The following is a 25,701-nucleotide window of genomic DNA, read 5'->3' as shown; positions in this document are numbered from 1 at the left end:
AAGCGGTTACTCGACCGGAACGTTCTGGATGGGGAGGAACCCGGGGATCTCCACGGTCACCTCAGTGGTGTCTTCGGAAAGCTTATAGGCGTCCCAGTAAGTGGCGTATCCTTCTGGCTGGACAATGGCGTGGAACTGGCCAGATCCCGAGGAATATCCTGGCCCCGAGCAGACGCAGTGTTCCTCTGAATCGATGTAGGGGTAGTAGCGGATACCGTTTTTCTCGTCAAGGAGCGTGACTCCACTTGTTGAGAGGACTTCGTATACGTATCCGCTCTCGGAAAAGTCGGTGAAATTAATGTCTTGCTGACTGTTGTTTCTGACGCTCCAGGTCAGCGAGGTGTAGTTACTGCTTTCCGACCGCTGGATCTGGTTGACCTCCGCATTGGCGCCTTCCCAGCTCGTATTGCTTGGATCGCTTGTGGCGACAACGGGGATTACGCGCTGCTCATCTGAACCGGACTCCCCGCTCTCGTCGGCGTAGGAGAGAGGTGTCGCGAAGAAGCCGACGGCGGCCACGGTGAGAACCATTGCCGCAGGACGGTAAACGGCCTTGCTGAGGAGAGACAAGTCTGCCTCCTATTTCTCGAACGTGACGGTGACGCGGCGGTTCTTCTCGCGGCCCTCTTCGGTGCTGTTGTCTCCGACCGGATCACTGGATCCGTGTCCGGCGACCTCGTAGCTGACGCCGTCGCGGGTGACGAGTTCCTTCAGCCGTTCCTCCACGGCGGCGGCCCGGTCCTCGGAGAGGGGGTTGTTGATCGCGTCATTGCCACTGTTGTCGGTGTAGCCGTCGATCCTGACAGTAGACGCTTCGGACCCGTCGACTTCCTGGGCCACCTGCTCCAGGGCGGCATCGGCCTCGGAGGTGAGCTCGGACTCGTTCAAGTCGAACAGCACATCCGAAGAGAGCATGACCGTGGTCTCGTCATTCGAGTCCTCCCGCGATATCGGACCGTCCACGTTCTCCTGGAACTGACGCAGCGGCAGAATCGTCGGTTCCGCAACCGCGGCATCCGCGATGGCGGGGTCCGGATCACTCGCCTCGGTGACCGGTATGTCAAGGAAATCCGGCGTGGCCGGCGTGGTGACCGTCATCTGCTCGACGTCATCGGGCGGCTCGGGAAAGGCGACCCAGATGTCGATGACGTCTCCAGGCTGCATCGCCTCTTGACCGGACCAGCTTGAGCAGTGACATTTGTCGTTGGTCAGCATCAGGGGGCGGTACCGCTCCTCGTTGACCATGTCAACGAGCGTCGCTCCCTGTGCGGTCATGGGGTCGCCCGGCTGAGAAATAGCGTTGAAGAACTGGATATTGTCGCTGCCCTTGTTCGTCACCGAAAACTCAAGGACTGCGACTCCGTCCCCGTAGCGTTCGATCGAGTAGACATCGAACTGGAGGTTCTGCCCATGGGGCGTAGTCGTGTTGAGAGATGATGCGGCGGGCTCGCGTCCTCCCTCACCTGGGGAACCGCTCGCGCCCGCACCTGGTGCACCCGGCTCTGACGAACCGTCTCCACCATCTCCATCGCCGTCAGAGCTCACACAGGAGGTCAGCAGGACGGCGCTGAGGGCCAGAGGAAGAGCGTAGCGCCCGCGCAGGAGCGCGGATCGCAAAAGAGACCGGTCAGGCACGGGAATGCTCACCTTCCATCGCGAATCGACCCACGGCCCCACAGAGTAGCGGAGCGAATGCGGCGGAGCCAGATCGGCCCTTCCGGAAGGAAAGTGAGCATTGCTTCACTCCAGCACCGAAACGTGGATGTGGTCCAGGTGGTTCACCGTATTGCCGCCGCGATCCTTCACCCAGCGCTTCACGTCGTCCCAATCCCCCACGGGGTCCCTGGACGGATTCCAGATGTGGTGATCCCACATGATGTAGTAGATGCCGAGTTCCTCATGGTTGTCGATCATCCACTGCGCGGCGGCGTCGGATCCCGCCTTGAGGTCCGCGCTGGGCAGCGCTCCATTGGCGGACACCATGTAGTCGCAGGCGCGTCCGCGCGGGTGTTCGCCGCCGTCCTCCTGGGAGCGGTAGCAGCCCACGCCGTAACGTTCGAAGACGGCGCCCCACTCCGCCATGATCATCTCGTGGGTGCGGCACATCCGCTCGGTGATCTTCTGACCGCCCACGGCGTCGCACGGAAACCGACCGCTTCCTCCGCCTCCACTGAGCTCGGAGAAGATCCACTGGCCCTCGCGGTCGACGAGCTCGACCTCGATCATGCTCTTGGCGTGCGCCTTTCCCCAAATCCGGCTGTATCCAGCGCTGTCGTTGGCGGGTCGACACTCCAGCCAGCTATAGACGATGTTGCCGTAAGGGTCTTCCAGAAAGCGTGTTTCGCAGTCGGGCAGCGTGACCTTGGCGATGGAGGCGGAGTTACCGGTCAGGGTGGGAATCTGCTCGCCCCTCTCCTCCGCTTCCTCGATCTCCTCCTTCGTGGGGCATTCCAGGTTGTTCCAGTGCACGTCGCGGTCCTCGTCGAGTTCGCGCTGGCACTGATTCCCCTGAACCTCCACCCGGACGATGTTGCCGGTCATGCCGAACTCGTCGTCGCTCGCCCTGATGTCGGTCAGCGCCGCACCATTGGCCTCGGCGTACTCCTCGGCAGCGGCCCGACCGGACGACGCCTGCCACCCGACACCGTGCGGGGCGCTTCCGGACACCATCATGTCGGCGGCGCGGTCCTCGATATCGCCGACCGCGGCCAGCGCGGCCGCGTCGGAACTCGATTGGGACTGGGTCCGCATGTCATTGGCGTTCCCCAGCCGGATGAACAAGAGGGCGAGCGCGACAAGGCAAAGCGTCAAGCCGACGAGCAGGAACAGGCTGGCCTGTCCCTGCTCGCCGGCTTTCCGCTTCCGAAGAGCGATGATCATGTGTAATCGCTTAAGAACCTTTGATCAGACGGTGGGCGACGGCGACGGGGCCGGCGCGTCCGGGTTCTGGGCGTTGCTGTTGGTGAAGACCTGGTTCACAGCGTTGGTGATACCGGTCTTGATCGCCTCGCCGACCGGGTTGTCGGTGCCGATCACCACACCCGCGATGGCGGCGACGAGCAGGATCACGGCCGCGTACTCGACGAAGCCGGCGCCCCGGTCACGGCGGCGGGCGCTGCGGCGGGCGGCGAGGCCATCGCGCATTTTGGTGACCATCGAAGTCATCGGGTTCTGCATTTCGGTTCTCCTCGCTGGGGGTGACCCGTGCTGCTCGTTTGCGACGAGGACAAATCTAGGGATCCGCCACTCGGGCGCATAGGGCCCGCGGGCCCAATTATTCGGGGGGCTGGGCCCAAGGTTTTCTGGGACCGGAAATGGGCCCTGCGGTGGGAGGGGAGTGCGTCGGCGCGGCCGCGTCGTCGCCGTTCCACCGGGCGATCGCCGCGGAGCGGGTGCTCACGCCGAGTTTGCGGAAGATCCGGTTGATGTGGTTCTTCACGGTCTTCTCGGTGAGGTAGAGCTCCGCGGCGATCGCGGAGTTGGGCAGGCCCCGGGCGGCCGCCGAAAGCACCTCGCCCTCCCGTTCGGACAGGCCCAGTTCGGTGAGGTCGGCCGTGTGCTCCTGCCTCTTGGGCGTGGAGCGCATGGCCTGCAGCACCACCGTCGCCGCCACCGGGGAGAGCGGGGTGCCGTTGCCGTGCACGACCTCGTGCAGCGAGCGGCTGAGCTCGTCCACCGTGAAGTGGCCGTGCACGAGGTATCCCGAGGCCCCGCGGCGCAGGGCGGTGCGGATGATCTCGGCGTCCTCGGTGTGCGTCAGCATGATCACCTTCGTCAGGCCGCTGAGCTCCTCCACGGTGCTGATGCCGTCCTGGACCGGCATCCGGACGTCGAGCAGCACGACGTCGGGCCGCAGCCTGCGCGCCTCGTCGAGCGCCTGCGCGCCGTCGCCGGCCTCCCCGACGACCTTGAGGTCGTCGGAGGTCTCCAGGAGCGTGACGAGCCCGGCCCGCACGACGATGTTGTCGTCGACGGCGAGGACGGTGATGGGGGAGGGGGGCATGGGGGACCTCCTTGGGACGTGGGCGGCGGGGGCCTGGGTCCGGTTCACCGGGTCGGCTCCTCGGCGACGGGGGCGGCCTGCACCAGAGGAACCTTGACGCTGATCCGTGCGCCCTGCCCCGGGGCGGAGGCGACGGTGAGGGAACCGCCCGCGCGTTCGGCCCTTTCCCGCATTCCCACCAGGCCGTAATGGCCGATCCTGGATTTTGCGGCGTCACTTGAGGGCGGGGGCGTCACTTCGAACCCTTTCCCGTCATCGGAGACGCACAACACGAGATGACCGGATTCGGACGCCATCGTCACCTCCACGGCCGTGGCCTCGGCGTGCCGCTCGATGTTGGTCAGCGCCTCGCGCAGGACGGCCAGGGTCTCGTGGCGGGCGGTCACCAGGAGTCCGACCGCGTGATCGGGGACGTGCACACCGGCGGGGATCCCGGTCTCGGCGGACCATGCGGTGACGACCTCGGTCACCGCCGCCGACATCGACTTATCCGACGCGTCGTCGCGCAGGTCGGAGATCAGCTCCCTGGCCTCCTGCGCCGCGGTCTCGGCGGCGCTGGCCACCTGCGCGGCGGTCGCGGCCGCGCGCTCGGGGTCCTTCTCCAGCCACACCGGCAGCGCCTGGGCGGCCATCGCCGCGCCGCGCAGCGTCTTGGCGACCGAGTCGTGCATGTCGCGGGCGAGCCGCGCGCGCTCCTCCGAGGCCGCCGCGGTCCGCTCCGCCTCCCTGCGGGCGCTCTGCTCGGCGGCGAGCTCGGTGAAGATCCCCCGCAGCCTGATGCCGACGTAGCCGGCCACCGGGTACAGCAGCGGGTGGACGACCAGGACCTGGAAGGTCAGCACGTCGACCGGGCCGTTGCCCTCCGTCATCGTCGAGTAGGACAGCAGCGCCGTCCCGTAGCACAGGATCTGGAACACGGCCACGCCCGCGACCCCGCGCCCGCCGAACAGCACGCCGGAGACCGTCGCGGTCAGGACGGTGGTGGCGAAGAACGGGCCGGAGGGACCGTCGAGGGCCAGGATCCCGGCGGCGCAGCAGATGTCCAGTGTGATGAGGAGCGGGTGGTTGAGCAGGTAGGGGACGAACCGCTCCCAGTACCGGGCGATGAGGCCGGACAGCAGGGCGAAGGCGATGACCGCCATCGCGGTCGGGATGCTGATCCGCTCGCCCGGCATGAGTAACAGGGCCAGGGCGGCCAGCATCAGGCGCAACTGCATGAGCACGCGGACCAGTGCCGCCAGGCGGGGGAGCATGGCGGTCTCGTCGCGGCTCGCCGTACTAGCCACCGAGGACGCCGCCGAAGTCGATGTTGGAGCCGAGGAACAGTCCGCCGCCGATGAGCAGCAGCAGTCCGGGCAGCATGGTGACGGCGGTGATGCCGGTGACCTGGGGGTTGAGCTTCTGGGCCTTGCGGCGCAGGTACTGGGCGTCCTCACGGCGCATGTCGTGGCTGATCGTCATCAGCGTCTGGGCCAGCGGAGCACCGAGCTCCTCGGCCTGCTGCAGCGCGCTGACGAACCGGCCCAGGGACTCGTTGCTGTTGCGGGCGCGCAGGGCGGTGAACGCGTCCCGACGGCTGGTACCCAGGTCCATCTGCTGCAGGGTGGTCTGGAACTCCGAGGCCAGCACGCCGGGCATCGAGTCCGACACCCGCGCCAGCGCCTGCCGGAACGACAGGCCCGCCCCCACGGTGACCGCGAGGACGTCGAGGAAGTCGGGGAGCTGGCGCTGGATCTGGTCCTGCCGCTTGCGCGCCTCGGAGTACAGGGCGTAGTCGGTCAGCGCCGTGAAGGCCAGGATGATCAGCGCGAACATCGTCGAGCCGTTCATGAAGAGCAGGACGGCGAGCGTCCCGTAGAGCAGGACCTCGCCGATCTTGCGGCTGACGTAGCGCTCGACGGTCAGGTCCTCCGGCCGCCCCGCCGCGTCGATGCGCACCTGGATACCGGCGCGCCGCTCCTCGCCGACGGCCTCCAGCACCGGACGCAGGAACGGCCGTCCGAGGCGCTCGGTGATCTGGTGCAGGATGAACGTCTCGTCGTCCTTCTTAGCCTTGGCCGCTGTCTCCGGCTCGGCCGCCACCTGGGTCTTCGTGGTCGCCAGATAGGCGCCCCAGACCACCATGACGACGCACAGGGCGCCGGCCAGGCCGAGCAGCAGGATGAGGGGAAGGGAGAGGGACATGGCGCAAAGGCTCCGAATGCTCAGAAGTCGATCTTGGTGGCGCGGCGGACCGCGATGAAGCCGATGACGAACAGGGAGAGGCCGATTCCCAGGACGGCCAGGCCGGGCAGGCTCTCGGTCATCCTGCGGACCGCGCCGGGCTGCAGCATGTTGATCAGGAACAGCGATCCGATGCCCATGGTGAGCAGGGCCCAGGCCGTCGCGGTGGTCTCGCCCAGGATGGTCCTGACCTCGCGCCTGGTCTCCTTGCGGCTCTCCAGGGTCTCGGAGATGCTGCGCAGCGCCGTCACCAGCGCGCCGCCCGAACGCGACGCGACCAGCAGGGTGCTGATCAGCACCCCGATCTCCCGGGAGGGCATCCGTTCGCGCAGGTCGCCGATCGCGGCCTCGAACGGCTGCCCGAGCTGCATGGAGCGTGCGGCGCGGCGCAGTTCCGTGCCCGCGGGGTCGTCGAGTTCGTCGGCCGCCATGTCCACCGCCGTGGGCAGGGCCAGGCCGGCCGAGGTGGCGTTGGACAGCACCCGCGCCAGCTCCGGCAGTTGGGCCGTGAACGCCTCCTTGCGGCGCTCCTCCTGGCGCTTCAGGTAGGCGAAGAACCCGAGGCCCACGCCGATGAGGGCCGCGATGCCGAAGATCGGTGCCAGCGTCCGCCAGACGAAGATCACCGCGATGATCGACACCGCGGCCATGAGCAGGACGAACGTGGCCACCCTGACCTTGACGCCGGCTCGGGCCAGCCGCTGCTCGATCTTCTTGCCCAGATCGGTGCGGCGCAGCATGACGTCGAACCTGGCCATGGGGCTGTTGGCGCGGCGCTCCACTTCGGCCAGCGCGCTGCGGGCCGCCAGTTGGCGCCGTTGCGCGGCGCCCTGGCCCAGGTCGACGACGCTCCATACCGCGATGGCCAGGGTCGCCAGGGTGGTCAGCAGGATGATGAGGGTGTGGTTCACAGCGAGACTTCCGAAGAGTCGTCGTGGTAGGTGGGGGCGACGCCGAAGGCGGCGGGGACGTTCTCCCCGGCGTTGTAGACCCGGGCCGCGACGTGGCGGGGCAGCGGGAAGCGGTGGAAGTGCCCGGTGGTCTTCTGGCCGGGACCGGTGCGGTCGGGTTCGAACCTGAGCAGGGGGTCCAGCCGGAACTCCTCTCGGCGGGTCGAGGCGACGATGCCCACCTCGGCGACCCGGCGGCTGCCGTCGGGGTAGCGGGACAGGTGCACGATGACGTCGATGGCGGCGTTGATCTGGTCCCGGATCGCCTCGAAGGGGAGTTTCACCTCGCTCATGCTGGCCAGCGTGAGCAGCCGGTAGACGGCGTCGTCGGCGGAATTGGCGTGCACGGTGGCCAGTGACCCGTCGTGGCCCGTGTTCATCGCCTGCAGCATGTCCAGGGTCTCGGCCCCGCGGACCTCGCCGACGATGATGCGGTCGGGGCGCATGCGCAGGGAGTTGCGGACCAGGTCGCGGATGGTGATGGCGCCGGCGCCCTCGATGTTGGGCGGGCGGGACTCCAGCCGGATCACGTGCTCCTGCTGAAGCTGCAGTTCGGCGGAGTCCTCGATCGTGACGATGCGCTCGCTGGTGGGGGCGAAGGCCGACAGGGCGTTGAGGAACGTCGTCTTACCGGTGCCGGTACCGCCGGAGATGATGATGTTGAACCGGGCGCGCACCAGTGAGGCCAGGAGCACGCTGGTGGACTCGTCGATGCTGCCCTTGGCCGCGAGCTGCTCGATGGTGAACGGCTTGGGGAAGCGCCGGATCGTGATGACCGGCCCCGACAGTGACAGCGGCGGGATGATGACGTTGACGCGCTCGCCGCTGGGAAGGCGGGCGTCGACCATGGGACTGGACTCGTCCACGCGCCGGTTCACCTGGGAGACGATGCGGTCGATGGTCTGGTAGAGCTGGTCTTCGCTGGCGAAGGTCGTCTCGATGCGCTCCACCCGGCCGCGGCGCTCGATGTAGATGTTGTCCGGGCCGTTCACCATGATCTCGGTGACGCTCTCGTCGGCCAGCAGCGGCTCCAGCACGCCCAGCCCGAGCGCCTCGTCGACGACCCTGCGGATCATCGCGCCGCGCTCCCGGTCCGACAGCACCGGGCCCTCGCGGCTCAGGATGTGCCCGACCACCTTCTCCAACCGGGTGCGGCGCTGGTGCATCGTGAGCATCGCGAGGTCGTCGAGGTTGACCTCGGTCAGCAGACGCTGCCGCCAGTGCGCGACGCTGCCGCGGTCGGAGTGCTGCTCGGCGACGTGGTCGGCGTCGAGGCGGTTTCTCAGTCCCATGGTTCTCGATGGCTCCCGGGGGTGAGGCGACTGCTGGGGAACTGGGGCGGTGACGCGCTAGACGTTGGGCATGTCCACCCGGCGCGAGAGCGTCAGGCCGATGTCGGCGACGCCGAAGACGATCGGCATGTCGGCCTGCACCTCCATGTAGTAGCCGCCGCCGGAGTTGGCGCCCGCGTGCACCTCGGCGTGGTCGAGCCAGCCCGGCAGGGCGCGCCGCGCCGTCGTCTCGGCCCCCTGCAGCCCTTGGGTGCTCGCGACCCGTGCGCCCGCCCGCGCCGCGCTCTCGATCCGCTCGGCGGCGGCGAAGGAGAAGAACGTCTCCAGCGCCAGCGCCACCACGAACAGGAACAGCGGGAGATAGGCACCGAACTCGATGAACTGCGAGCCGCGGTCGTCACGGCGTCGGCGCATCGCGATCCTCCTCGGGCGTAGGGGTGCGTGGTCTCCGGGCGGGGTTTCCAGGGTCACTCGGGCACGATCATCGATTCGCCGGTGATGTGCCAGGGGGACGAGGTGCTGGGCAGGACGACGGGCATCGCGATGCTGACGGTCACGTAGGAGGCGTCGTCGCGCTGCTCGATGTCCAGGGCGAAGGTGCCGTTGGCGTTCCAGGGGGCGTGCACGCGCTTGCGGGCCTCCTCGGTGATCCGGCCGAAGTCGCCGGGGGTGACGGCGGCCTGGCGGGCGCCCTCGTTGGCGGCGTGACCGGCGTACATCCCGGTGATGCCGACCAGGATGACCTGCCAGACCACCAACATGGCCAGGCCCAGCAGCGGGACCAGCGCGCCGAACTCCACGAACAGGGCGCCGCCGTCGGACCTGCCGCGGCGGCCGCGGCGGCCGGCGGCCGCGGCCTTCGCCTGGTCGGGTTGGGGCGGCGCCCCGTCGTCGCCGTCGGCGGGAGGAGCCGCACCATCGCCCAGGAGGCCGAGTTCGCCGACGAGCCTGCTGGAGGCCTTCAGCAGCGCCTCGTCGGTGACCCGCTTGGGGTCGCCGGTGTTGGACGCCTCCTCCAGGGCCCGGTAGGCCGCGGGGACGGCGGTGGAGAGCATGGGCGTGCCCAGCAGCTTGCGCGCGAAGTCCGGCTGGATCTCGTTCTTGCGGCTGTGCCGCAGGAGCAGGGCGGTGACGTTCTTCTTGTCCCGGACCTGCAGCCGGCCCCACATGCTGACGAGCCGCTGGGCGCCCCGCAGCGCCGGGAGGTCGGGGGTGACCGTCACGATCGCGGTGTCGGCGAGCTCCACCGCCATCGCGTTGGACTCGTTCACGGTCGAGCCGCAGTCGACGATGACGATCTCGTAGCGCGAGCGCAGTGCGCCGAGGATCTGGCGCGCGGCGCGCTCGGTGACCTCCTCGCCCCGTTCGCCCTCGCTCGGGGCGAGCAGGATGTGCACGCCCTCGGGCAGGACGTAGAGCGTCTCGGCCAGCATGGCCGCGCTGATGTTGTCGGCGGCCTCGACGAGGTCGACGATGCTGCGCCGGTGCCGCAGGTCGAGGTAGCCGGGGATGTCGCCGGTCTGCAGGTCGAGGTCGACCAGGCAGACGACCCGCCCGGCGCGCGCCGCGGTGAGCGCCAGGTGCACGGCGGTCGTCGTGGTCCCGGTTCCGCCCTTGCCGCCGCTGACGGTGATGATCGAGCCGCGCCGCCCGGAGACCGGGACGTCCAGTGACGCGGCCTCCAGGTGCCGCCGCAGCGTCTGCGACCACTCGGCGGCCGTGGTGACCCGGGCCTCCAGCTCCTCGATCGTGGCCCCGGCGCTCAGGACGCCGCGCGCGCCGGCCTCCATGGCGTTGGTGAAGACGTCGGGGTCCACGCTGTCGACGATGAGGATCACCGCGAGCTGCGGGTGGTTGCGCGAGATGTCGCGGACCAGATCGAGGACCGGCAGCGGTCCGACGTCCTCGTGGATCAGGACGACGTCGAGGTTGGGGAGCTTGGTGAGGGTGTCGCTGATCTCCCGCGAGGAGTGGTGGACGCTCACCACCTCGCACTCGGTGATCTCGTCGAACCGGGCGGTCAGCGAGTGCTCGAGGTCGGCCGTCGGGGTGCCGATCATGATCTGGTAGCTCATTGGACGCCGTCCGTGCCGTCCGTGCCGTCCGTGCCGTCCGTGCCGTCGGCGCCGGAGTCGCCGCTCTGGAGCTCGGCCTGGTCGCCGCTGCAGAACTGCAGGCCGCCCGGGTCGCCCGCGCCCTCCGGGCTGACCAGTCCCAGGCGCAGCGAGCCGGCGAACGCTTCGGCGTAGGTCAGCTTCAGGGTGTCCTCGGGGCTGAGCCGGAAGGTCACCGGGACCACGGCCGAGGTGTTGCCGGTGTTCTGGTCGACCTCGGAGCCGACCTGGCCGACCTCAAGGACCTCGACGTTGGTCAGGACGCGGACCGCGCAGGAGGCCTGGTCGGGGTTGTCGCCTTGGTAGGTGCCGTAGATGTCGACGCGGGACTGGCGCTGGACCTTGCCGGCCACGCCGGTCTCGGCGTCGATCATGATGGCGATCTCGCGTTCGCCGCTCTCCAGCTCAGGGGCCGGGATCACCATGCTCTGCTGCAGCAGCGACCCCGAGGCCAGGTAGGTCGAGGAGACGGGCTGCTGACCGGGCTGGTCGACGGTGCTCTCGAGGTCGCTGAGGAAGACCTCCTCGCTGAAGAACTTGGCCGGGACCTGGTACTCCTCGACCATTTCCGGGGTGACCGGTTGGTACGGTGCGACGTCCTCGGTCAGCCTGAGAGCCGTTCGGTAGGTGCCCAGCTCGCTGTTGAGCGAGTTCACGTAGGACACCACAGTGAAGAAGACCGCGATGGCGCCGATCCCGGCCACGATCATCAGCAGCACGCCGCGTCGCTGTCGGGGGTTCATGACGCTCCATTTCTAGAAGGTGGTGGCGAGGGGAGGGGGCGAGAGGTCACCCCTGCGTTCTGGACCCGTCGTCGGGTGCCGGGTGGTGCGGTGGGGGATCGAAGGCCCCCGTGGGGCGCGCGTGTCCGCCGTCCGGCCAGGGGGGTTCCTGTGCGGGCGGCGCCGACTCCGCCCGCCGGTCCTGGGCGATCCAGGTGGGGCGGACGTGCTCGCCGGTGGTCTTGGTCGGCGGCGGCGGTACGTCGGCGTTGCGCGTGGGGGGCTTGCCCACGGGCGGCTGGTTGGCCGCGCCGCAGAATTTGCAGTGCACACCGATGACCGGCTCCCGGCACCAGGTGCAGGCCGTCGGCCGCAGCGCCCGCACCGCGTGGGTGAGGGCCTCGGGGTGGGCGCTGAACGCCACGAACTCGATGTACTTGCGCGCCCCCCAGTACTTGGCGCCGAGCGGCTGCTCGGGCAGGGCCCCGGCGCTCACGGGACGCAGTGCGGGGGTGAACCGCTCGTTGAACGCCGTGATGTCCTGGCCCTCCGGCCGCGCGATGAGCATCTGGATCGGCTCGACCGGGCGGGCGGGGATGTTGGGGGACGGGTTGTTCCTCTTGACCCGGCCCACCCGCTTGGCCGGCGCGCAGAACGCCAGGAACGTGGTGTTGGGGGCGTAGGAGCCCATGTGCTGCTTGACCGAGATCGGGATGGTCGACAGATTGCTGACGCTCTTCAGCCAGCCGCCCGCCAGCATGTGGTTGGGCAGCTCGTCGGCCAGTGCCGTGACCAGCCCGGAGGGCAGGTACGGCGCCAGATAGGCGAGTTGGTCGGCGAGCAGGGACAGCGTGAGCGGGGCCAGGTCCACCGGGACCGCGGCGATGTGGTCGCTCTGGAAGGAGCCTCGGGCGAACCTGATGGCGCGTTCGGCCCTCGAGGAGTGCCACTTCGGATAAAGTGCCACGATCTTGCGGCCCTGGGTCAACTGGCGGCCCGTGAAGTCGAGGAAGTCGGAGGATTGGGCGGCGAGATCGTCGCCGTCCAGGGTGAAGCGCTGCGCCCGGGCATCACCGAGGTGGCCCGTGCTCGGGATGTCTGCGAGCAGGGCGACAACGCTCGATGACCTTGGACGGTCGTTGGACACTGGGCAAGCTCCCGGGGGTAGGCGCTTGGAGGGTGCGGGCCGCCGTGCGGGCGGAGCTGTGAGGTGATCTTATGGGGACGTATCGTAACGAGAAGTCGCCCAATCCCGTAGGGGAGGGGACAAGGCCTGTGGAAAAACGCGGGCTGAAGTCTACGGTGCGTTAGCGGAGGAATGGAAAGCGCGGCCCCTGCCGACCGAAACATGACGGATCGTCACCGCGTGGCCGATACCGGACAGGGGATGCCCCGGTCGTGAGCGCACAGGCCAATGTCTGACCTGTGGCAACGCCGATCCGGACGCCCGACCCGGCACCGCGTCGTGCCGTCTCTTCCCGATCCCGGCCGCCATGTCCCTCCCTGCTTCGGCGCCGCAGCTCCGTCACGCGTGGTGATGTGGATTCCGTGCACTCAGACGCGGCAGTCCGGCCCGCGGTTCCAGGTGCCGCGCACGATGATGCCTCCTTCGACCACCGAGGCCCTTGAACCTCATCGAGCTTTGACCGCTGCGTTCGCGGGCCGGGGTGGGACTCCCAGGGCTCGGACCTGCCGTGCCGCCGGCGGCCTGCGCGCACCGCGGCAGCCGACCCCCTGCGCGAACCCGATCGTCGAACACCAGTCGACCCAAGGCCGGGGCTTCAAGACCCGTGGGGCCGGGGGCGGAGAGACGACGGAGGCCGGCCACCGATCGAACCGATGGCCGGCCTCCGCCTCCGTGGGGTGAGTGACGGGACTTGAACCCGCGACTTCTTGGACCACAACCAAGTGCTCTACCGGCTGAGCTACACCCACCATGATCGCCGGGCCGAATTTCCTTCAGCGCCTGCGTCCACAAAGATACTACCGGTTCCGGGGCAGTGCTTCGCTCACCTTTTTTCGGCGAGGTCCTCCGGGGCGGTCAGGACCCCCGTGCCGCCGTTGACGACGTCGGAGGCGATGGCGCGCGCGGTGGCGCTGTCCGGGCCCGGCTGGGGGACGAACGCGGCGGCGCGGTAGTAGCGCAGCTCCCGGATGCTCTCGGTGATGTCGGCCAGTGCCCGGTGGCCGCCGTGCTTCTCCGGACTGGAGAAGTACACGCGGGGGTACCAGCGGCGCAGCAGCTCCTTGACGCTGGAGACGTCGACCATCCGGTAGTGCAGGTGGTCGTCGATGAGCGGCATGTCGCGCGCGATGAACATGCGGTCCGTCGCTATGGAGTTGCCGCACAGCGGAGCCTTCTTCGGCTCGGGGACGTAGCGCCTGATGTGCTGGAGGACGAGCTCCTCCGCCTCCTGCAGGGTGACGCCGCTGTCGAGCACGTCCAGCAGGCCCGAGGTGGTGTGCATCTGCGTGACGAACTCGCCCATCTGGTCCAGCGCCGCCTGAGGCGGCTTGACGACCACGTCAACGCCCTCGTCGAGCTGGTTGAGCTCGCTGTCGGTGATGAGACAGGCCACCTCGATCAGCGCGTCGCGTTCGAGGTCGAGCCCCGTCATCTCACAGTCGATCCACACCAGGCTGTCATTCATAGGGGACAGCTTAGGACTTCTTTCCTCCCGGAGCCGTCCGGGTGTACGACGATGCCCCGCACCGCCGCGGTCCGGGGCATCGGTGCGGGCCCGGGCCTTCAGAAGGTGGGGATGTAGATGCCGAACCACTCGCCCATGAAGTCGTAGACACCGGCCAGCTGCACGTAACCGGCCACGCCGAGCAGGACGAGGAACAGCAGGAGGAACATGAAGCAGCCCATGCAGCCGCCGCAGCCGCTCTTCCTCTTCCGCTGCGGCGGCGGCACCGGGTAGGGGCTGCGGCCGCCGGGAGCGGGGCCCCACTGGCCCTGGCCGCCCATGGGCGGCCGACCCGGATAGCCCTGGGGCGCTCCCCCGCGCGCCTGCGGCGGGGGCGGCTGGACCCCGGGCGGGTAGTGGCCGGGACCGCCACCGGGGTAGCCCTGCGCCATCGGTGCGTGCCCGGCCCTGCGGTCGCGGCGCGACGGCTTGGGCGCGGGGGCCGGCGGCTGCGGGTAGGGCCGGTAGCCCTGCTGGGGACCCGACGGGGGCGCCGGCCGGTAACCGGGCGCCGGATTGGCCTGCGGTCCCGTCGGCGGGGTGTAGGGCGGCTGCTGCTGCGGACCGGAGGGCGGGGGGTAGGCGGGGGGCTGCTGCGGCGGGTTCGGGGCCGAGGGCTGCGGCGGGCGGCCGCCGGAGGACGGCGCGGGCGGGTGGGGGGCCATCGGGCCGGACGGGGGCTTGGCCGGGGAGGCCGGTGACGAACCGGCCGCACCGGTCCCGGGGGTCTCGGCGCCGGGCGCGCCCGGCGCAGCGGGCTCCCCGGGGGCCTCGGGAGGGTTCCGCACCGCGGCGGCGGCCTGGTGGGCCTCCCGCTCGTGGCGCTCCTGCTCCTCCCTGGCCTGCTGCTCGGCTCGCTTCTTGGCGTCCTCTTCGGCCTTGCGCTGCTGCTCCTCCTGGCGCTTCTTGCGGTCCTCGGCGAGCTCGGAGCGGTACTCCTGCAGCCCTTCCTTCAGGTTCCCGAGGAATTTGTTGAACCTGGAGCCGCCCTTCTCCTCCTCACCGGAGCCGGGCCCGGCCATACCGGCCAGGGCGGGGTCGTCGGGGTTGAAGAAGCGGTGCTGGGAGGGGCGCCGGAGCCGTCGGCGTGGGGGTCGACGCGCATGGTGGAGCCGGCCGCGCCGCCGCTCATGTCGGCGGTGGGCTGCTCGTCGTCGGGCTCTCGCCGGGGCGGGGTGTGGGGATCGATGCGCATGGTGGAGGGCTCGTCATCCACCGGCCGCGCGGAGGCCGGACCGGAGTCGTCGGCGTGGGGGTCGACGCGCATGGTGGAGCCGGCCGCGCCGCCGCTCATGTCGGCGGTGGGCTGCTCGTCGTCGGGTTCCCGCCGGGGTGCGGTGTGGGGATCGATGCGCATGGTGGAGGGCTCGTCATCCACCGGCCGCGCGGAGGCGTGGGGATCGACGCGCATGGTGGAATCGGGGGCGGTGCCGCCGTCCAGGGCCTCGCTCAGGTCCGCGGTCGACTCGTCCGGGGCGGCTTCGGTCCCGGAGCGCCCGAACACCCCGCTGAGGTCCGCGGTCGCCCCGTCGGGGTCGGCCTCCCCTCCGGCTCCGGGCCGGGACGGCGCATCGCTGAGGTCGGCCGTCGCCTCGGGGTCGTCGGGATTCCGGGTGCGTTCGCCCGTCGAGCCGCCGGATCCGCCGGTGAGTTCGGACAGCGAACGGACGTGCTGCGTCCATTCGTCACCGTTCCACCAGCGCAGCCGGTCCTCCACCCCGTGAGGATCCGCGTACCAACCCGGCTCGATCGATCCACCCATGGCCGACAGACTAAGGGGTTTTCGAACCGTGGATGACCAAGGGTCCCTTTCCTCCCACCGGGGTTATGGGGCGGCCGTCGCATGGGGTCGGAGCCCGTTCCTGCTGTGCCGGACCTGGGGGAGCGGGGCCGCGTCCGACTGCGGCGGCCCGGGGCGCTGCCGGGGGGCCGCGCTGCCCAGGATCCGCTCTGGATCGATCCCTCCGGGGCCTCCGGCCCGCGACTCCGGTACCTGCGAGTGGCCGAAGTGCCCTCCGCGCGCCCACAGCCGTTCATTCCCGGTCTGGGCGTAGGAGGCGGGGACCGTCGCCGGGGGGCCGGCCGGCCAGCAGCGGGGGACTTCCCAGGAGTCGAGCCAGCGCAGGATGGCGTCGAGTCCGATGAGCGGCCCGTCGGTGAAGGGCAGCAGGGCGTGGCCGACCACCTGGATCAGCACGCAGACCCGGCCCTCCCCGGCGCGGTCCACCCCGCCGAGGGCGAGCTGGCCGAGGGCCGCGGCCGTCGCGGGCAGCAGTTGGGCGGTCTCTCCCGTCACGGGGTTCCACACCAGGTGGGCGGTGCCCCCGTCGCTGTCCAGGCGCTGAGCGACGGCCCGCGCGGACAGTGCTCCCGGGTCGGATTCGGTGGTCTGCCAAACGGCGCGTGGCGCACCGCCCTGGAGCGTCCCCCCAGGCGTCCTACCGCGAATCCGTCCGGCACCGGGCATCCACGCGTTGGCCACGGCGGCCACCTCTCAGCGAGTTCACAAGTTTTCCGCAACCCTCTGAGTACGCGAAGACGCCCGGTAAGTCCATAGGTGTCACCGACTGGGCAAGGATGATCTATCTGTCCGGTGTCATCGGTGCGGGGACGACGCCGACGGGCGTGCGTGGCCGGACCCGGCCACGCACGCCCGCCGGTCACTGCTCCTCGTCCCCGCCCTCGTCGATGCGCAGCGCGAACGACTTCAGGAAGATCTCACCGATCTCGGTGGGGTCGTCGGTGCTGTAGGCCGCGCCGTTGGTGACCTGCGCGATCTGGCGCAGCGGCTCGGGATCGATGTCGGGGCCGAAGGCGATGGAGATGACCGACACCGGAGCGCTCTGGGAGTGCTCCTCCTTCAGCGTGGCGAGCAGTTGGTCCAGCGAGACGCTCTGGTCGTCGTCGTTGTTGCCGTCGGTGAGGACCAGGATCGTGTTCACCCGATCGCTCTTGTAGGTGCGCGACATCTCGCGGTAGGCGGCGAGGATCGTGTCGTAGAGGCCGGTGTCGCCGTCGGGCTTGGGCTCGACCTCGGACAGTGCGCCGCTCAGCACGTCGCGCTGGGTCCCGCCGTCCACGTCGGCGCCGAGCGCCTCGACCGGCAGGATCTCGCGGTAGTCCAGGTCGTTGTTGATCTGGACGGAGAACTCCCACAGGCCGAGTTCGGCGTCGTCGGGGAACAGGGTCAGGCCTTCGACCGCCGCCCGGGACGTGACGCCCATGCGGGTCATGCCGGTGCCGGGCACGGGCTCGGCCATGGAGCCGGAGATGTCGAGCACGGTGAGTACGCGGCTGTTCAGCTTGAGCTGGTTCCACGCCTGGATCAGCGAGTCCACGGCGCTGTCGCTGGGCGTGGGCAGGTTCTCCGGGGCCTCGCTCCGGAAGCCGGACTCCTCCTTGAGCACGCCGGTGTCGGCCTGGTCGTCGGAGGAGCGGAACCCCTCCGCCCGGATCGACTCCTGCGTCTGCGGGTCGGTCAGCGCGGTGCGGAACTCCTCGGCGGCCTGCAGGACGAGCGGGTCGCTGGTGCGCAGGACATAGGGGTAGTCGAGGGTGTAGCTGCCGCCCTCGGGGTAGCTGACGCGGGCCGCGGAGTCCCCGTGCTCGGAGTTGTAGCGCCACGCCGCCTGCTCGGACATGACCATGACGGGAGTGCTGTCGCCGTCCTCCCCGCCGCTCAGGGAGCTGAACGCGGCCTCCTCATCGGCGGCCACCCCCTGCTGCAGCGCCTGGAGTGCGGCGATGAGAGCGGGCTTGGACTCCTCGCCGCCGCCGATCGCGCCGTGGATCAGCGCGAGCGTCGCCAGGCCGGAGGAGCTGCGGACCGGGTCGATCAGGCGCACGTCGTAGTCGCCGGATTCGGGTTCCCCGGTGGGGACGAGGTTCTGCCAGGACGGGGCCTCCCCGGCCTCCTCGGCGCTCTCCGCTGCCTTCTCCGGTACGGCCAGGACCAGCGGGGAGCGGGCCACCGAGGTGCCGGTGTCGGTGACGGTCGCCTCGCCGGAGTCGCGCTTGACGATCTTGGGCCACAGGTTGGAGTCCGGGATCCACACGTCGGAGTCGGTGTCGCCGATCGTCGGGCCGGCGCCGGTGATCCCGTAGGCGACGTTGGCCGAGTCGACGCCGCGCACCTCGACCCGGACGCACCGGCCCTCCACGCCGTGGTTCTCGCTGTTGAAGGCCGAGGCGGCCTGGGTGAGCACCGGGGCGAGTTCGGGCGCCGCCGCGACGCTCAGCGGGACGTCCTGGCCGCCGCAGCCGCCGCTGCGGTCGATCAGCACCCAGCCGGTGATGCCCAGGCCGATGATGATGGCGAAGGCGGCCGCCAACGCGACGAAGGCACCGCCCCTGCCGCGGCGGCGACGGCTCCGGCCGGAGCGGCGCGGCGGGTAGTCGGCCTCGTCTGCGTCTGCGTTTCCGCGGTGGCGTCCCAAGGTGTCCTCACGGGGGGTTGATACCGGTTACCGACGGGTTCAGACCGGAACGGTACTGAAGTCGGCATCCCGGAAAAAGAGGCGGGCGGTGCGCGGGCGGGGCGCCGCGGCGCCGCCCGGCCCGGTGCTTCCGGGCGCAAAGACCCGGTGAAGTCGGGTCTTCGGCCGGATCGATCATGCGTGAACAGCGGTCCCTGCTGGGATTTTCCGTGTCTGAATCGTGATGCATTGGGCGTTTCGGTGACGGGATGTCGGGATGGGGTGACGTCAGTTGTCGCAGTCGGGCACGCACAGCCGGCGCGAGACCGAACCGAGGAAGATGTCGCCGATCTCGGCGGGGTCGTCGGTGACGTAGAGCGTGCCGCTGGTCGCCGCGGCGACCTCGGACAGCTCCGCCCTGTCGGGCTGGTCCCCGAAGGCGATGATGAACATCGTGACCGGCCGGTCGGGGTCGAAGCCGTCCTGGAGTTCGGCGACCAGCTCCTCGTGGGAGATGTCGCTGGAGCCGCCGTCGCGGCCGGCGGTCAGCAGGATGACACTGTTGATCTTGTCCTCGTGGTAGGAGTCCCGCATCTCCCGGTAGGCGGCGAGGACGCCGTCGTAGAGCCGCGATTCGCCGCCCTCCACCTCGATGCCCGCGGCGATCTCCCGCAGCTCCTCGCGCCGGGTGGTGTCGGCCTCGTCCCCGGTCCCACCGAGCGGGGCGAGCGGCTCGGCCTCCGAGCGGCCGCTCTCGCCCAGGCGGGACGACAGCAGCCACAGGCCCAGATCGGTGTTGTCGGGGAACAGCGACAACCCCAGTTCGGCCGCTTCGACGGCGACCTCCAGGCGGGTCGGTCCCCCGTTGAGGTCGGTGGACATGGCGTCGGAGACATCGGCCAGCACCAGCGCGCGCGTGGGCATGGACAGCCTGTTCCAGTCCTCCACCGATGCCAGCAGCGCGTCGCCGGTGAGGTCGTCACCGGTCTCCGGCGGCGAGGCGACGATGCCCTCGCCGTCGGCGACGGTCGGGCTCGCGGTGCCGTCGGGCTCGCGGAAGCCCAGCTCGCGCAGGTGCTCGCGGTAGGCCGGCCGCTCCAGGATCTCGTACAGGTCGTCGGCCGCCGAGCGCATGCGCGGGTCGTCGGAGGTGGAGACGAAGGGGTAGTCGAGGCTGACGGTGCCCTCGATGGGGTAGAGCGCCTCCAGCGGAGTCTCGGGGCCGCGGCTGTTGTACAGCCAGACGGCCTGCTCGGGCAGGACCGTCACGGGGGCCGCCTCGACCGGACCCGAGTAGACGCCAGCCGGCTCGATCGCGCCGAACGCGGTGTCGAGCTGCACGTCGCGCACGAACTCCGTCATGGCGGCGTCGGCCTCGTCCCCGGTCCCCAGCTCCCGGCGGACCGCGTACATCGCGACCATCCCGTCGGCTCCCCGGTTGGGGTCGACCATGACCAGGGGGCGGTCGGGCTCGCGCCCGCCCGGCAGCACCAGCTCCCAGCTCGCCTCGGTGGCCCCGGGAATCCCTTCGGCCCCTTCGGGGGCGGCGAGGACAACGGGCGAGCCGGCCAGGGAGCGCGGCGAGGTCTCGATGGTGCGCGCGCCGGTCTCGGAGATGCGGGCCAGCTCCACCCAGGCCGAGGACTCCGGCACCCAGACATCGGGTGTGGTCGTGGACTCGCCGGCCGGGCCGCCCGAGAGCCGGGTCATGATCAGGTGCGGGCCGGCCTCGGTCGCCTGCGCGTAGACGCAGGTTCCGGAGTAGTCGTGCTCCTGGTCGTTGAACTCGTCGGCGGCGCGCTGGAGCACCGGGGCGATGCTCAGGGACGACGCCACGCGCAAATAGGCGGTTTCGCCGCAGCCCAGGTAGCGTGCGCCCAGGGGTGCGGCCACGCTGAGCACCGCGATGAGCCCGACGACGGCGGCGGTGACGCCGATCGGCGAGGTCAGGGCGGCACGGGCCCTCTCGGGGGTGCGGTGTCGTCCGGTGGTCACATCGTCTCCGGTACTCGAACGCCTGCTTGGTCCGTGACCCTACTGTTTGGTAACCCCGCAGAGAAGAGGGGGACACGAGTCGTGATCAAACCGCTGGGCGAGGTGAAGGACCGTCGGATTCCTCGCTAGGATGCTGAACCTGTTCGCGCGTGAGGGGGGACCGCGCAACGGGCGGCCGAACCGGGACGAGATCTCGATGTGGCCCTTTGCAATCAGACGACTTCGTAGAGTGGCGAACATGTCCAAGGTGAACTCCCGCCGGGCCTCCCCCGGCACGATCGGTACCGCGGTGCTCGGAACGCTCTGCCTCGGCGGCGCGGTCGTCTACACCGCGGTGGTGGGCGCCTCCCTGGTGTCCCTGCCGACACCCCCGTCCGCGGCCGAGGGAGTGCACACCATGAGCGGGCTCAGCGACATCCCCTCCGGGCCGGTGGGGTCCCTGCGGATCCGGGTCGACGACGGCGAGGAGGTCTACGAGCAGAGCCTCGCCTGCACCGGCGACCCCGCCACCGACCCGGCCGCGTGCGGCGAACTGGCCGCGCGCGCCGAAGAGGACGAGGAGCCGACCCCCTTCGAGGAGGTCTCGCCCGGCTCCATCTGCACGGACATGACCTACGGCCCGCAGACGGCGACCGTCGTCGGCACCTGGAACGGCGCCGAAGTTGAGACCGAGGTCTCGCGGGCCGGCTCCTGCGAGGAGGCCCGCTGGCAGCGGCTCAAGCCGCTGACCGACCGGCTGGAATAGCCGCGCCGCGCGGCCCGCCGCGATCAACGACAATGGGGCCGTGAACGTCATCGAGGTCCCCGACGCCAGTGACGAGCGGCTGGCCGACTACGTGCGGCTGCGCGACGTCAACCTGCGCAAGAGCCTTGAGGCCGAGCACGGGCTGTTCATGGCCGAGGGGGAGAAGGTCATCCGGCGGGCGCTGCGCGCCGGCTACGTGCCCCGGTCGGTGCTGCTGACCGAGCGGCGGCGGGCCGCGCTGGCCGATGTCCTGGACCGCCTCGACGCCCCGGTCTACGTGGTGGCCGAGGACGTCGCCGAACGGCTGGTCGGCTTCGACCTGCACCGCGGCGCGCTCGCCTCGTTCCACCGCAGGCCGCTGCCCGACCTGGAAGACGTGCTGCGCGGCGCCCGCAGGGTGGTCGTGCTGGAGGACATCGTCGACCACACCAACGTGGGCGCGATCTTCCGCAGCGCCGCCGGGCTCGGCATCGACGCGATCGTGCTGGCGCCCCGCTGCGCCGACCCGCTGTACCGCCGCGCCGTCAAGGTCTCCATGGGGGCGGTCTTCACGCTCGCCCACACCCGGCTGCGGGACTGGTACGGCGGGCTGGAGGCCCTGCGCGGACAGGGGTTCCGGCTGCTCGCGCTGACGCCCGCACCGGGGTCGGTGCCGCTCGCCGAGGCGCTGGCCGACGCCGCACCGGACGCTCGGCACGCGCTGCTGCTGGGCACCGAGGGCGACGGCCTGTCGTCGCGCTGGCTGGAACAGGCCGACGCGCGCGTGCGCATCCCCATGGCGGCCCGCGACGTCGACTCCCTCAACGTCACCGCGGCCGCCGCGATCGCCTGCTACGAGCTCGTGCGCCGCTGACGCCCCCGCGTTCCCGGCTCAGTCCGGCTTGGGCACCACGAAGTTCCACGCGCCCGGCAGCACCCGCCAGGTGCGGCCGGTGACGCCCTCCGTGATCTCGCCGTCATTGCTGGCCGTCACGGGTTCGCTGCGGATCGAGACGCTCTGCGCCCGGTGCCGGTGGACGTCGATCTCCATGGGGTGGGTGCCCCGGTGCAGGCGCACGCCGTGGGCGACGCGCCGCCACAAGCCGCGGGAACGCGAGATCACCAGGTTGATCACGCCGTTGTCGACCCGGGCGTCGGGGTCGAGGGTGCCGGCGCCGCCGCCGATGAAGCGGCCGTTGGCCAGGCCGACCATGAGGACCTTGTGCTGCGGGCCGATCACCGTCCTGCCGTCGGCCTCCACCCGCATCCGGTACCCCTGCGCGGCCCAGCCCGCGATCAGCCCGCCGACGGGGAAGCTCACCGGGCCCAGCGACCTTTTCCACCGCGCGGCCTCGCGGCTGGAGTCGGCGCCGGTGCCCAGGTGCACGGCGTTGACCGTCACCTCGCCGGCGTCGTCGACGAACAGGTCCAATGCGCGCGTCCCGCCGGTGAGGAACGCCTTTGCCGCGGCCTCGGCCTGCAGCGGGATGCCCAGGCTGCGTGCGAAGTCGTTGCCGGTGCCGAGCGGGATCAGCCCCACGGTGCGCTCGGCGAGCTCGCCCCTGCGGTACAGGGCGTTGGCCAGGGCGTGCAGGCTTCCGTCCCCGCCGGCCACGATGAGGATCTCGTGGCCGCGGTCCAGCAGCTCGTCCATTTCGTCCGGGGTTTCGGAGTAGCCGACCTCGACCCCCTCGGCGCCCGCGACGGCCAGTTCCGCCGTGGCGGCCCGGAGGTGTGCCTCCTCGTTGCCGCCGGCCTTGGCGTTGCTGATCACGAGCATGCTGGGCCTCCAGGGACACGGGGAGTACGAGTGGGAAGGGCGTGAGCGCAGGGCCCGAAGCGCCGGTTCGGTTCCATTCTGCCGGGCGGTCCGGGCTCGGTTGGCCAATGCCCCGTCTCCGCGCACTTACGCCTGCCCGGCGGCGGGGAGTGGCCCGTCTCCCACGGTGGTAGCGTCCCTGGAGCGAGCATGAAGGCGAGGAAGCGGGGGGATCCGTGGACGGACGGGTGCTGGTGCCGTGGGAGCAGAACAGGGACAACGCCGCCGCGGCGCTGCGCGTGGACGTCTACGACGGTGACTCCGAACCGCCGGCTGACCTCTCCGACGTCACCTTCTACGTCGTGCCTTATGCCCGTCGGCAGGCCGTGGGACTGCTGGAGCGCATGCCCCGGCTGCGCGCCGTGCAACTGCTGACCGCGGGCTACGAGCACGTGCTCGACGTGCTGCCCGAGGGCGTCGAGCTGTGCAACGCGCGCGGCCTGCACGACGCGAGCACCGCCGAGCACGCGGTCGCGCTGACCCTGGCCGCCCAGCGGGAGCTGCCCCGGTGGGCCGACGACCAGCGGCGGCACGTATGGCGGCCGCACTTCACCCGATCGCTGGCCGACTCCAGGGTCCTCATCGTCGGCTACGGCAGCATCGGCGCGGCGATCGAGGCGCGGCTGCGCCCGTTCGAGACCGAGGTGGTGCGGCTGGCCAGGCGGGCCCGGCCCGACTCCGGCGTCCACGGCATCGAGGAGTTGCACCGACTGCTGGGCGCCGCGGACATCGTCGTGGTCGTGACCCCGCACACCCCCGAGACGGAGGGGCTGATCGGCGCCGAGGAGCTGGCGCTGCTGCGCGACGACGCGCTCGTGGTCAACGTGGGCCGCGGGCCGGTCATCGACACCGCCGCGCTGATCGCGGAGAAGGGCCGCGTGCGCGCGGCCCTGGACGTGACCGACCCCGAGCCGCCGCCCGCCGACCACCCGCTGTGGGAGGCGCCCGGCGTGTACCTCACTCCGCACGTCGCGGGAGGCTCGGCCGCGTTCTATCCCCGCGCCCGGCGGTTCGTGGACGAGCAGCTCCGACGCTGGGCAGCGGGCGAACCGCTGCGGAACCGGGTGCGCCCCGGCGCGGGCTGAGGGGTTTCGCCGGACTCGGCGCGGCTACGCTCCCGTGCATGGAACCAGAGTTCAGGGACAACAGGGACGGCTCCCGCTACGAGATCCTGCTGGACGGATCGGTGGCGGGCTTCATCGACTACCGCGCCTCAGGGGACCTGGTGGAGCTCCTGCACACCGAGGTCGACTCCGCCTACGAGGGCAGGGGAGTGGGCGGGCGGCTCGCCCGGTCCGCCCTGGACGACCTGCGCGGCCGCGCCCGGACGACCGTTCCGACCTGCCCGTTCATCGCGGGATACATCCGCCGCCACCCCGAGTACCTTCCCATGGTGGCGTCCTCCCACCGCTGCTTCGTCGAAGAGTCCGGCTGACCCGCCGGCCGGGTCCCGGACTCCTTTCGTCTGCGCAGGCAGGGCGCGTGCGGTGTGCCGACTGATCCGGTTTGGCCGCGTAGGGAGCGGTCAGTGGCTGATCAAGGAGAACACCTGATCAGAGAGGAGCCAGGTCATGACCGACTCCGGAACCGGTTCGGCACTGCGGTCGTTGATATCGCCCGCGCGTTACATCCAGGGCAGGGGGGCGCTCTCCGAATTGGGTCCCCGCGTCGCCACGATCGGTTCCGCACCGTTGATCCTGGCCGACGACGTGGTCCGGGAGCTGACCGAGCCCACCATCACGTCGTCGTTCGAGCGGGCCGGGCTGCCGGTCTCCTTTGAGAGGTTCGGCGGACTGCCGACCCGGCGCGAGATCGGGCGCGTGGCCGGTGTCATCTCCGATCAGGAGGCCGACGTCGTCATCGGGCTGGGCGGCGGGACGGCCATCGACACCGCCAAAGCCGCGGGGGACGACGCGGGCATCCGCTGGGTGAGCGCTCCCACCGTCGCATCGACCGATGCGCCCACCTCCGCGTTGTCGGTCATCTACACCGAGGAAGGGGCGTTCGAGTCCTACCGGTTCTACTCCCGCAATCCCGACCTCGTGCTGATCGATACCCAGCTGGTCGCCAACGCCCCGGTCGGCTTCCTCATCGCCGGCATCGGAGATGCGCTGGCCACGTGGATCGAGGCGCGCGCCGTGGGGCAGTCCAACGCCGAGAACATGGCGGGGGGCGTCGCGACCCGGGCCGGCACGGCGCTGGCCCGGCTGTCGTGGGACATCCTGTGGGAGTTCGCGTTCCCCGCGATCGAGGCCGTGCGCGGTTCCCTGGTGACACCGGCCGTGGAGGCCGTGGTCGAGGCCAACACGCTGCTGTCGGGACTGGGGTTCGAGTCCGGGGGACTGGCCGCGGCCCACGCCGTGCACGACGGTCTGACCGCGGTGGAGGAGACGCACGGTCTGGCGCACGGCCAGAAGGTCAACATCGGATCGATCACCCAGCTGATCCTGGAGGGGCGGCCGACGGCGGAGGTCCGGGAGTTCATCGAGTTCACCGCGCGGGTCGGGCTGCCGACGACACTGACCGAGGCGGGGCTGGGCGAAGCCGGCGACGACGTGCTGAAGACGGTGGTGCGGGCGACCATGGCACCCGAGGAGACCATCCACAACCTGCCGTTCGCGGTCACCGAGGCCGAGCTCCTCGACGCGCTCAAAGCGGTGGAGCGCCTCGGCCGCAGCGTCCGTGCGGGCAGCGGGCTTCCCGAACCCAAGGCGCCGGAGCGGCGCTGAACCGCGGCGGTGTCCGGAGGCGGCC

At 70.4% G+C, this 25,701-nt stretch carries 25 protein-coding genes and 1 tRNA gene; 5 read left to right on the top strand and 21 right to left on the bottom strand.

Going from position 1 to position 25,701, the window contains the following annotated elements; all coding sequences use genetic code 11:
* Nucleotides 1–6: 6 nt before the first annotated feature.
* From HDA32_RS21240 to HDA32_RS21145, 20 genes are all read right to left on the bottom strand, one after another.
* Nucleotides 7–570: a hypothetical protein gene (locus HDA32_RS21240; protein ID WP_179644886.1), complete on the bottom strand. Its 564-nt coding sequence runs from the start codon at nucleotides 568–570 to the stop codon at nucleotides 7–9.
* A 9-nt stretch (nucleotides 571–579) separates the two neighbouring features.
* The gene (locus HDA32_RS21235) at nucleotides 580–1,338 is read right to left on the bottom strand and encodes an OmpA family protein (RefSeq protein WP_312863272.1); all 759 of its coding nucleotides are present in this window, start codon (nucleotides 1,336–1,338) and stop codon (nucleotides 580–582) included.
* 402 nt (nucleotides 1,339–1,740) lie between these two features.
* Complete coding sequence (locus HDA32_RS21230; RefSeq protein ID WP_179644885.1) at nucleotides 1,741–2,880, bottom strand: VldE C-terminal domain-containing protein; 1,140 nt, start codon at nucleotides 2,878–2,880, stop codon at nucleotides 1,741–1,743.
* A 24-nt stretch (nucleotides 2,881–2,904) separates the two neighbouring features.
* Nucleotides 2,905–3,177 carry a hypothetical protein gene (locus HDA32_RS21225; protein WP_179644884.1) on the bottom strand — a complete coding sequence of 91 codons (273 nt, stop codon included), beginning with the start codon at nucleotides 3,175–3,177 and terminating at the stop codon, nucleotides 2,905–2,907.
* 97 nt (nucleotides 3,178–3,274) lie between these two features.
* Nucleotides 3,275–4,003 carry a response regulator gene (locus HDA32_RS21220; protein ID WP_179644883.1) on the bottom strand — a complete coding sequence of 243 codons (729 nt, stop codon included), beginning with the start codon at nucleotides 4,001–4,003 and terminating at the stop codon, nucleotides 3,275–3,277.
* A gap of 44 nt (nucleotides 4,004–4,047) precedes the next feature.
* Nucleotides 4,048–5,289, bottom strand: a complete 1,242-nt coding sequence (locus HDA32_RS21215) for a sensor histidine kinase (protein WP_312863271.1) — start codon at nucleotides 5,287–5,289, stop codon at nucleotides 4,048–4,050.
* On the bottom strand, nucleotides 5,282–6,187 hold the full coding sequence (locus tag HDA32_RS21210; protein WP_179644882.1) for a type II secretion system F family protein: 906 nt from the start codon (nucleotides 6,185–6,187) through the stop codon (nucleotides 5,282–5,284). The genes HDA32_RS21215 and HDA32_RS21210 overlap by 8 nt, the downstream gene beginning before the upstream one ends.
* 20 nt (nucleotides 6,188–6,207) lie before the next feature.
* Nucleotides 6,208–7,137, bottom strand: a complete 930-nt coding sequence (locus tag HDA32_RS21205) for a type II secretion system F family protein (RefSeq protein ID WP_179644881.1) — start codon at nucleotides 7,135–7,137, stop codon at nucleotides 6,208–6,210.
* On the bottom strand, nucleotides 7,134–8,468 hold the full coding sequence (locus HDA32_RS21200; RefSeq protein ID WP_179644880.1) for a TadA family conjugal transfer-associated ATPase: 1,335 nt from the start codon (nucleotides 8,466–8,468) through the stop codon (nucleotides 7,134–7,136). Before HDA32_RS21200 ends, HDA32_RS21205 begins: the two co-directional genes overlap by 4 nt.
* Before the next feature lie 57 nt (nucleotides 8,469–8,525).
* A complete protein-coding gene (locus tag HDA32_RS21195; protein WP_179644879.1) occupies nucleotides 8,526–8,882 on the bottom strand; it encodes a TadE/TadG family type IV pilus assembly protein in 357 nt (118 codons plus the stop codon).
* A gap of 53 nt (nucleotides 8,883–8,935) precedes the next feature.
* Complete coding sequence (locus HDA32_RS21190) at nucleotides 8,936–10,543, bottom strand: CpaE/TadZ family protein (protein WP_179644878.1); 1,608 nt, start codon at nucleotides 10,541–10,543, stop codon at nucleotides 8,936–8,938.
* Entirely contained in the window at nucleotides 10,540–11,325 is a 786-nt protein-coding gene (cpaB, locus tag HDA32_RS21185; RefSeq protein WP_179644877.1) for a Flp pilus assembly protein CpaB, read from the bottom strand. The genes HDA32_RS21190 and cpaB overlap by 4 nt, the downstream gene beginning before the upstream one ends.
* A gap of 46 nt (nucleotides 11,326–11,371) precedes the next feature.
* On the bottom strand, nucleotides 11,372–12,451 hold the full coding sequence (locus HDA32_RS21180) for a hypothetical protein (protein WP_179644876.1): 1,080 nt from the start codon (nucleotides 12,449–12,451) through the stop codon (nucleotides 11,372–11,374).
* Between the two features lie 712 nt (nucleotides 12,452–13,163).
* Nucleotides 13,164–13,239, bottom strand: a tRNA-His gene (locus HDA32_RS21175).
* A gap of 74 nt (nucleotides 13,240–13,313) precedes the next feature.
* On the bottom strand, nucleotides 13,314–13,955 hold the full coding sequence (orn, locus tag HDA32_RS21170; RefSeq protein ID WP_179644875.1) for an oligoribonuclease: 642 nt from the start codon (nucleotides 13,953–13,955) through the stop codon (nucleotides 13,314–13,316).
* A 98-nt stretch (nucleotides 13,956–14,053) separates the two neighbouring features.
* Nucleotides 14,054–15,016, bottom strand: a complete 963-nt coding sequence (locus HDA32_RS21165; protein ID WP_179644874.1) for a hypothetical protein — start codon at nucleotides 15,014–15,016, stop codon at nucleotides 14,054–14,056.
* Nucleotides 14,947–15,756 (bottom strand): DUF2510 domain-containing protein, encoded by an 810-nt coding sequence (locus HDA32_RS21160; RefSeq protein WP_179644873.1) that lies wholly within the window; start codon nucleotides 15,754–15,756, stop codon nucleotides 14,947–14,949. The genes HDA32_RS21165 and HDA32_RS21160 overlap by 70 nt, the downstream gene beginning before the upstream one ends.
* A 63-nt stretch (nucleotides 15,757–15,819) precedes the next feature.
* On the bottom strand, nucleotides 15,820–16,290 hold the full coding sequence (locus HDA32_RS21155; protein ID WP_312863270.1) for a hypothetical protein: 471 nt from the start codon (nucleotides 16,288–16,290) through the stop codon (nucleotides 15,820–15,822).
* A 364-nt stretch (nucleotides 16,291–16,654) separates the two neighbouring features.
* Nucleotides 16,655–18,430, bottom strand: coding sequence for a substrate-binding and VWA domain-containing protein (locus HDA32_RS21150; RefSeq protein WP_179644871.1), 1,776 nt, complete (start codon nucleotides 18,428–18,430; stop codon nucleotides 16,655–16,657).
* A 267-nt stretch (nucleotides 18,431–18,697) separates the two neighbouring features.
* The gene (locus HDA32_RS21145; protein WP_179644870.1) at nucleotides 18,698–20,404 is read right to left on the bottom strand and encodes a substrate-binding and VWA domain-containing protein; all 1,707 of its coding nucleotides are present in this window, start codon (nucleotides 20,402–20,404) and stop codon (nucleotides 18,698–18,700) included.
* Nucleotides 20,405–20,642: 238 nt separating this feature from the next.
* Here HDA32_RS21145 and HDA32_RS21140 point away from each other — a divergent pair, with 238 nt between their 5' ends.
* Together HDA32_RS21140 and HDA32_RS21135 are read left to right on the top strand one after the other, a co-directional pair.
* Nucleotides 20,643–21,149: a hypothetical protein gene (locus tag HDA32_RS21140; RefSeq protein ID WP_179644869.1), complete on the top strand. Its 507-nt coding sequence runs from the start codon at nucleotides 20,643–20,645 to the stop codon at nucleotides 21,147–21,149.
* Between the two features lie 40 nt (nucleotides 21,150–21,189).
* Nucleotides 21,190–22,002 carry a TrmH family RNA methyltransferase gene (locus HDA32_RS21135; RefSeq protein WP_179644868.1) on the top strand — a complete coding sequence of 271 codons (813 nt, stop codon included), beginning with the start codon at nucleotides 21,190–21,192 and terminating at the stop codon, nucleotides 22,000–22,002.
* Between the two features lie 18 nt (nucleotides 22,003–22,020).
* On the opposite strand, the gene HDA32_RS21130 is transcribed toward HDA32_RS21135, so the two are convergent.
* Nucleotides 22,021–22,908: a diacylglycerol/lipid kinase family protein gene (locus HDA32_RS21130; protein WP_179644867.1), complete on the bottom strand. Its 888-nt coding sequence runs from the start codon at nucleotides 22,906–22,908 to the stop codon at nucleotides 22,021–22,023.
* A 215-nt stretch (nucleotides 22,909–23,123) separates the two neighbouring features.
* Between HDA32_RS21130 and HDA32_RS21125 the strand changes: the two genes are divergently transcribed.
* From HDA32_RS21125 to HDA32_RS21115, 3 genes are all read left to right on the top strand, one after another.
* Nucleotides 23,124–24,032 carry a 2-hydroxyacid dehydrogenase gene (locus HDA32_RS21125; RefSeq protein ID WP_179644866.1) on the top strand — a complete coding sequence of 303 codons (909 nt, stop codon included), beginning with the start codon at nucleotides 23,124–23,126 and terminating at the stop codon, nucleotides 24,030–24,032.
* Between the two features lie 38 nt (nucleotides 24,033–24,070).
* Nucleotides 24,071–24,382, top strand: coding sequence for a GNAT family N-acetyltransferase (locus tag HDA32_RS21120; RefSeq protein WP_179644865.1), 312 nt, complete (start codon nucleotides 24,071–24,073; stop codon nucleotides 24,380–24,382).
* Between the two features lie 136 nt (nucleotides 24,383–24,518).
* Entirely contained in the window at nucleotides 24,519–25,676 is a 1,158-nt protein-coding gene (locus tag HDA32_RS21115) for a glycerol dehydrogenase (protein ID WP_179644864.1), read from the top strand.
* Nucleotides 25,677–25,701 lie beyond the last annotated feature (25 nt).

The organism is Spinactinospora alkalitolerans (assembly GCF_013408795.1).
In the GTDB taxonomy this organism is placed as follows: Bacteria; Actinomycetota; Actinomycetes; order Streptosporangiales; family Streptosporangiaceae; genus Spinactinospora; species Spinactinospora alkalitolerans.
The sequence above is the reverse complement of the archived record's forward strand: the minus strand, read 5'-3'. Positions and strand labels throughout refer to the sequence as shown.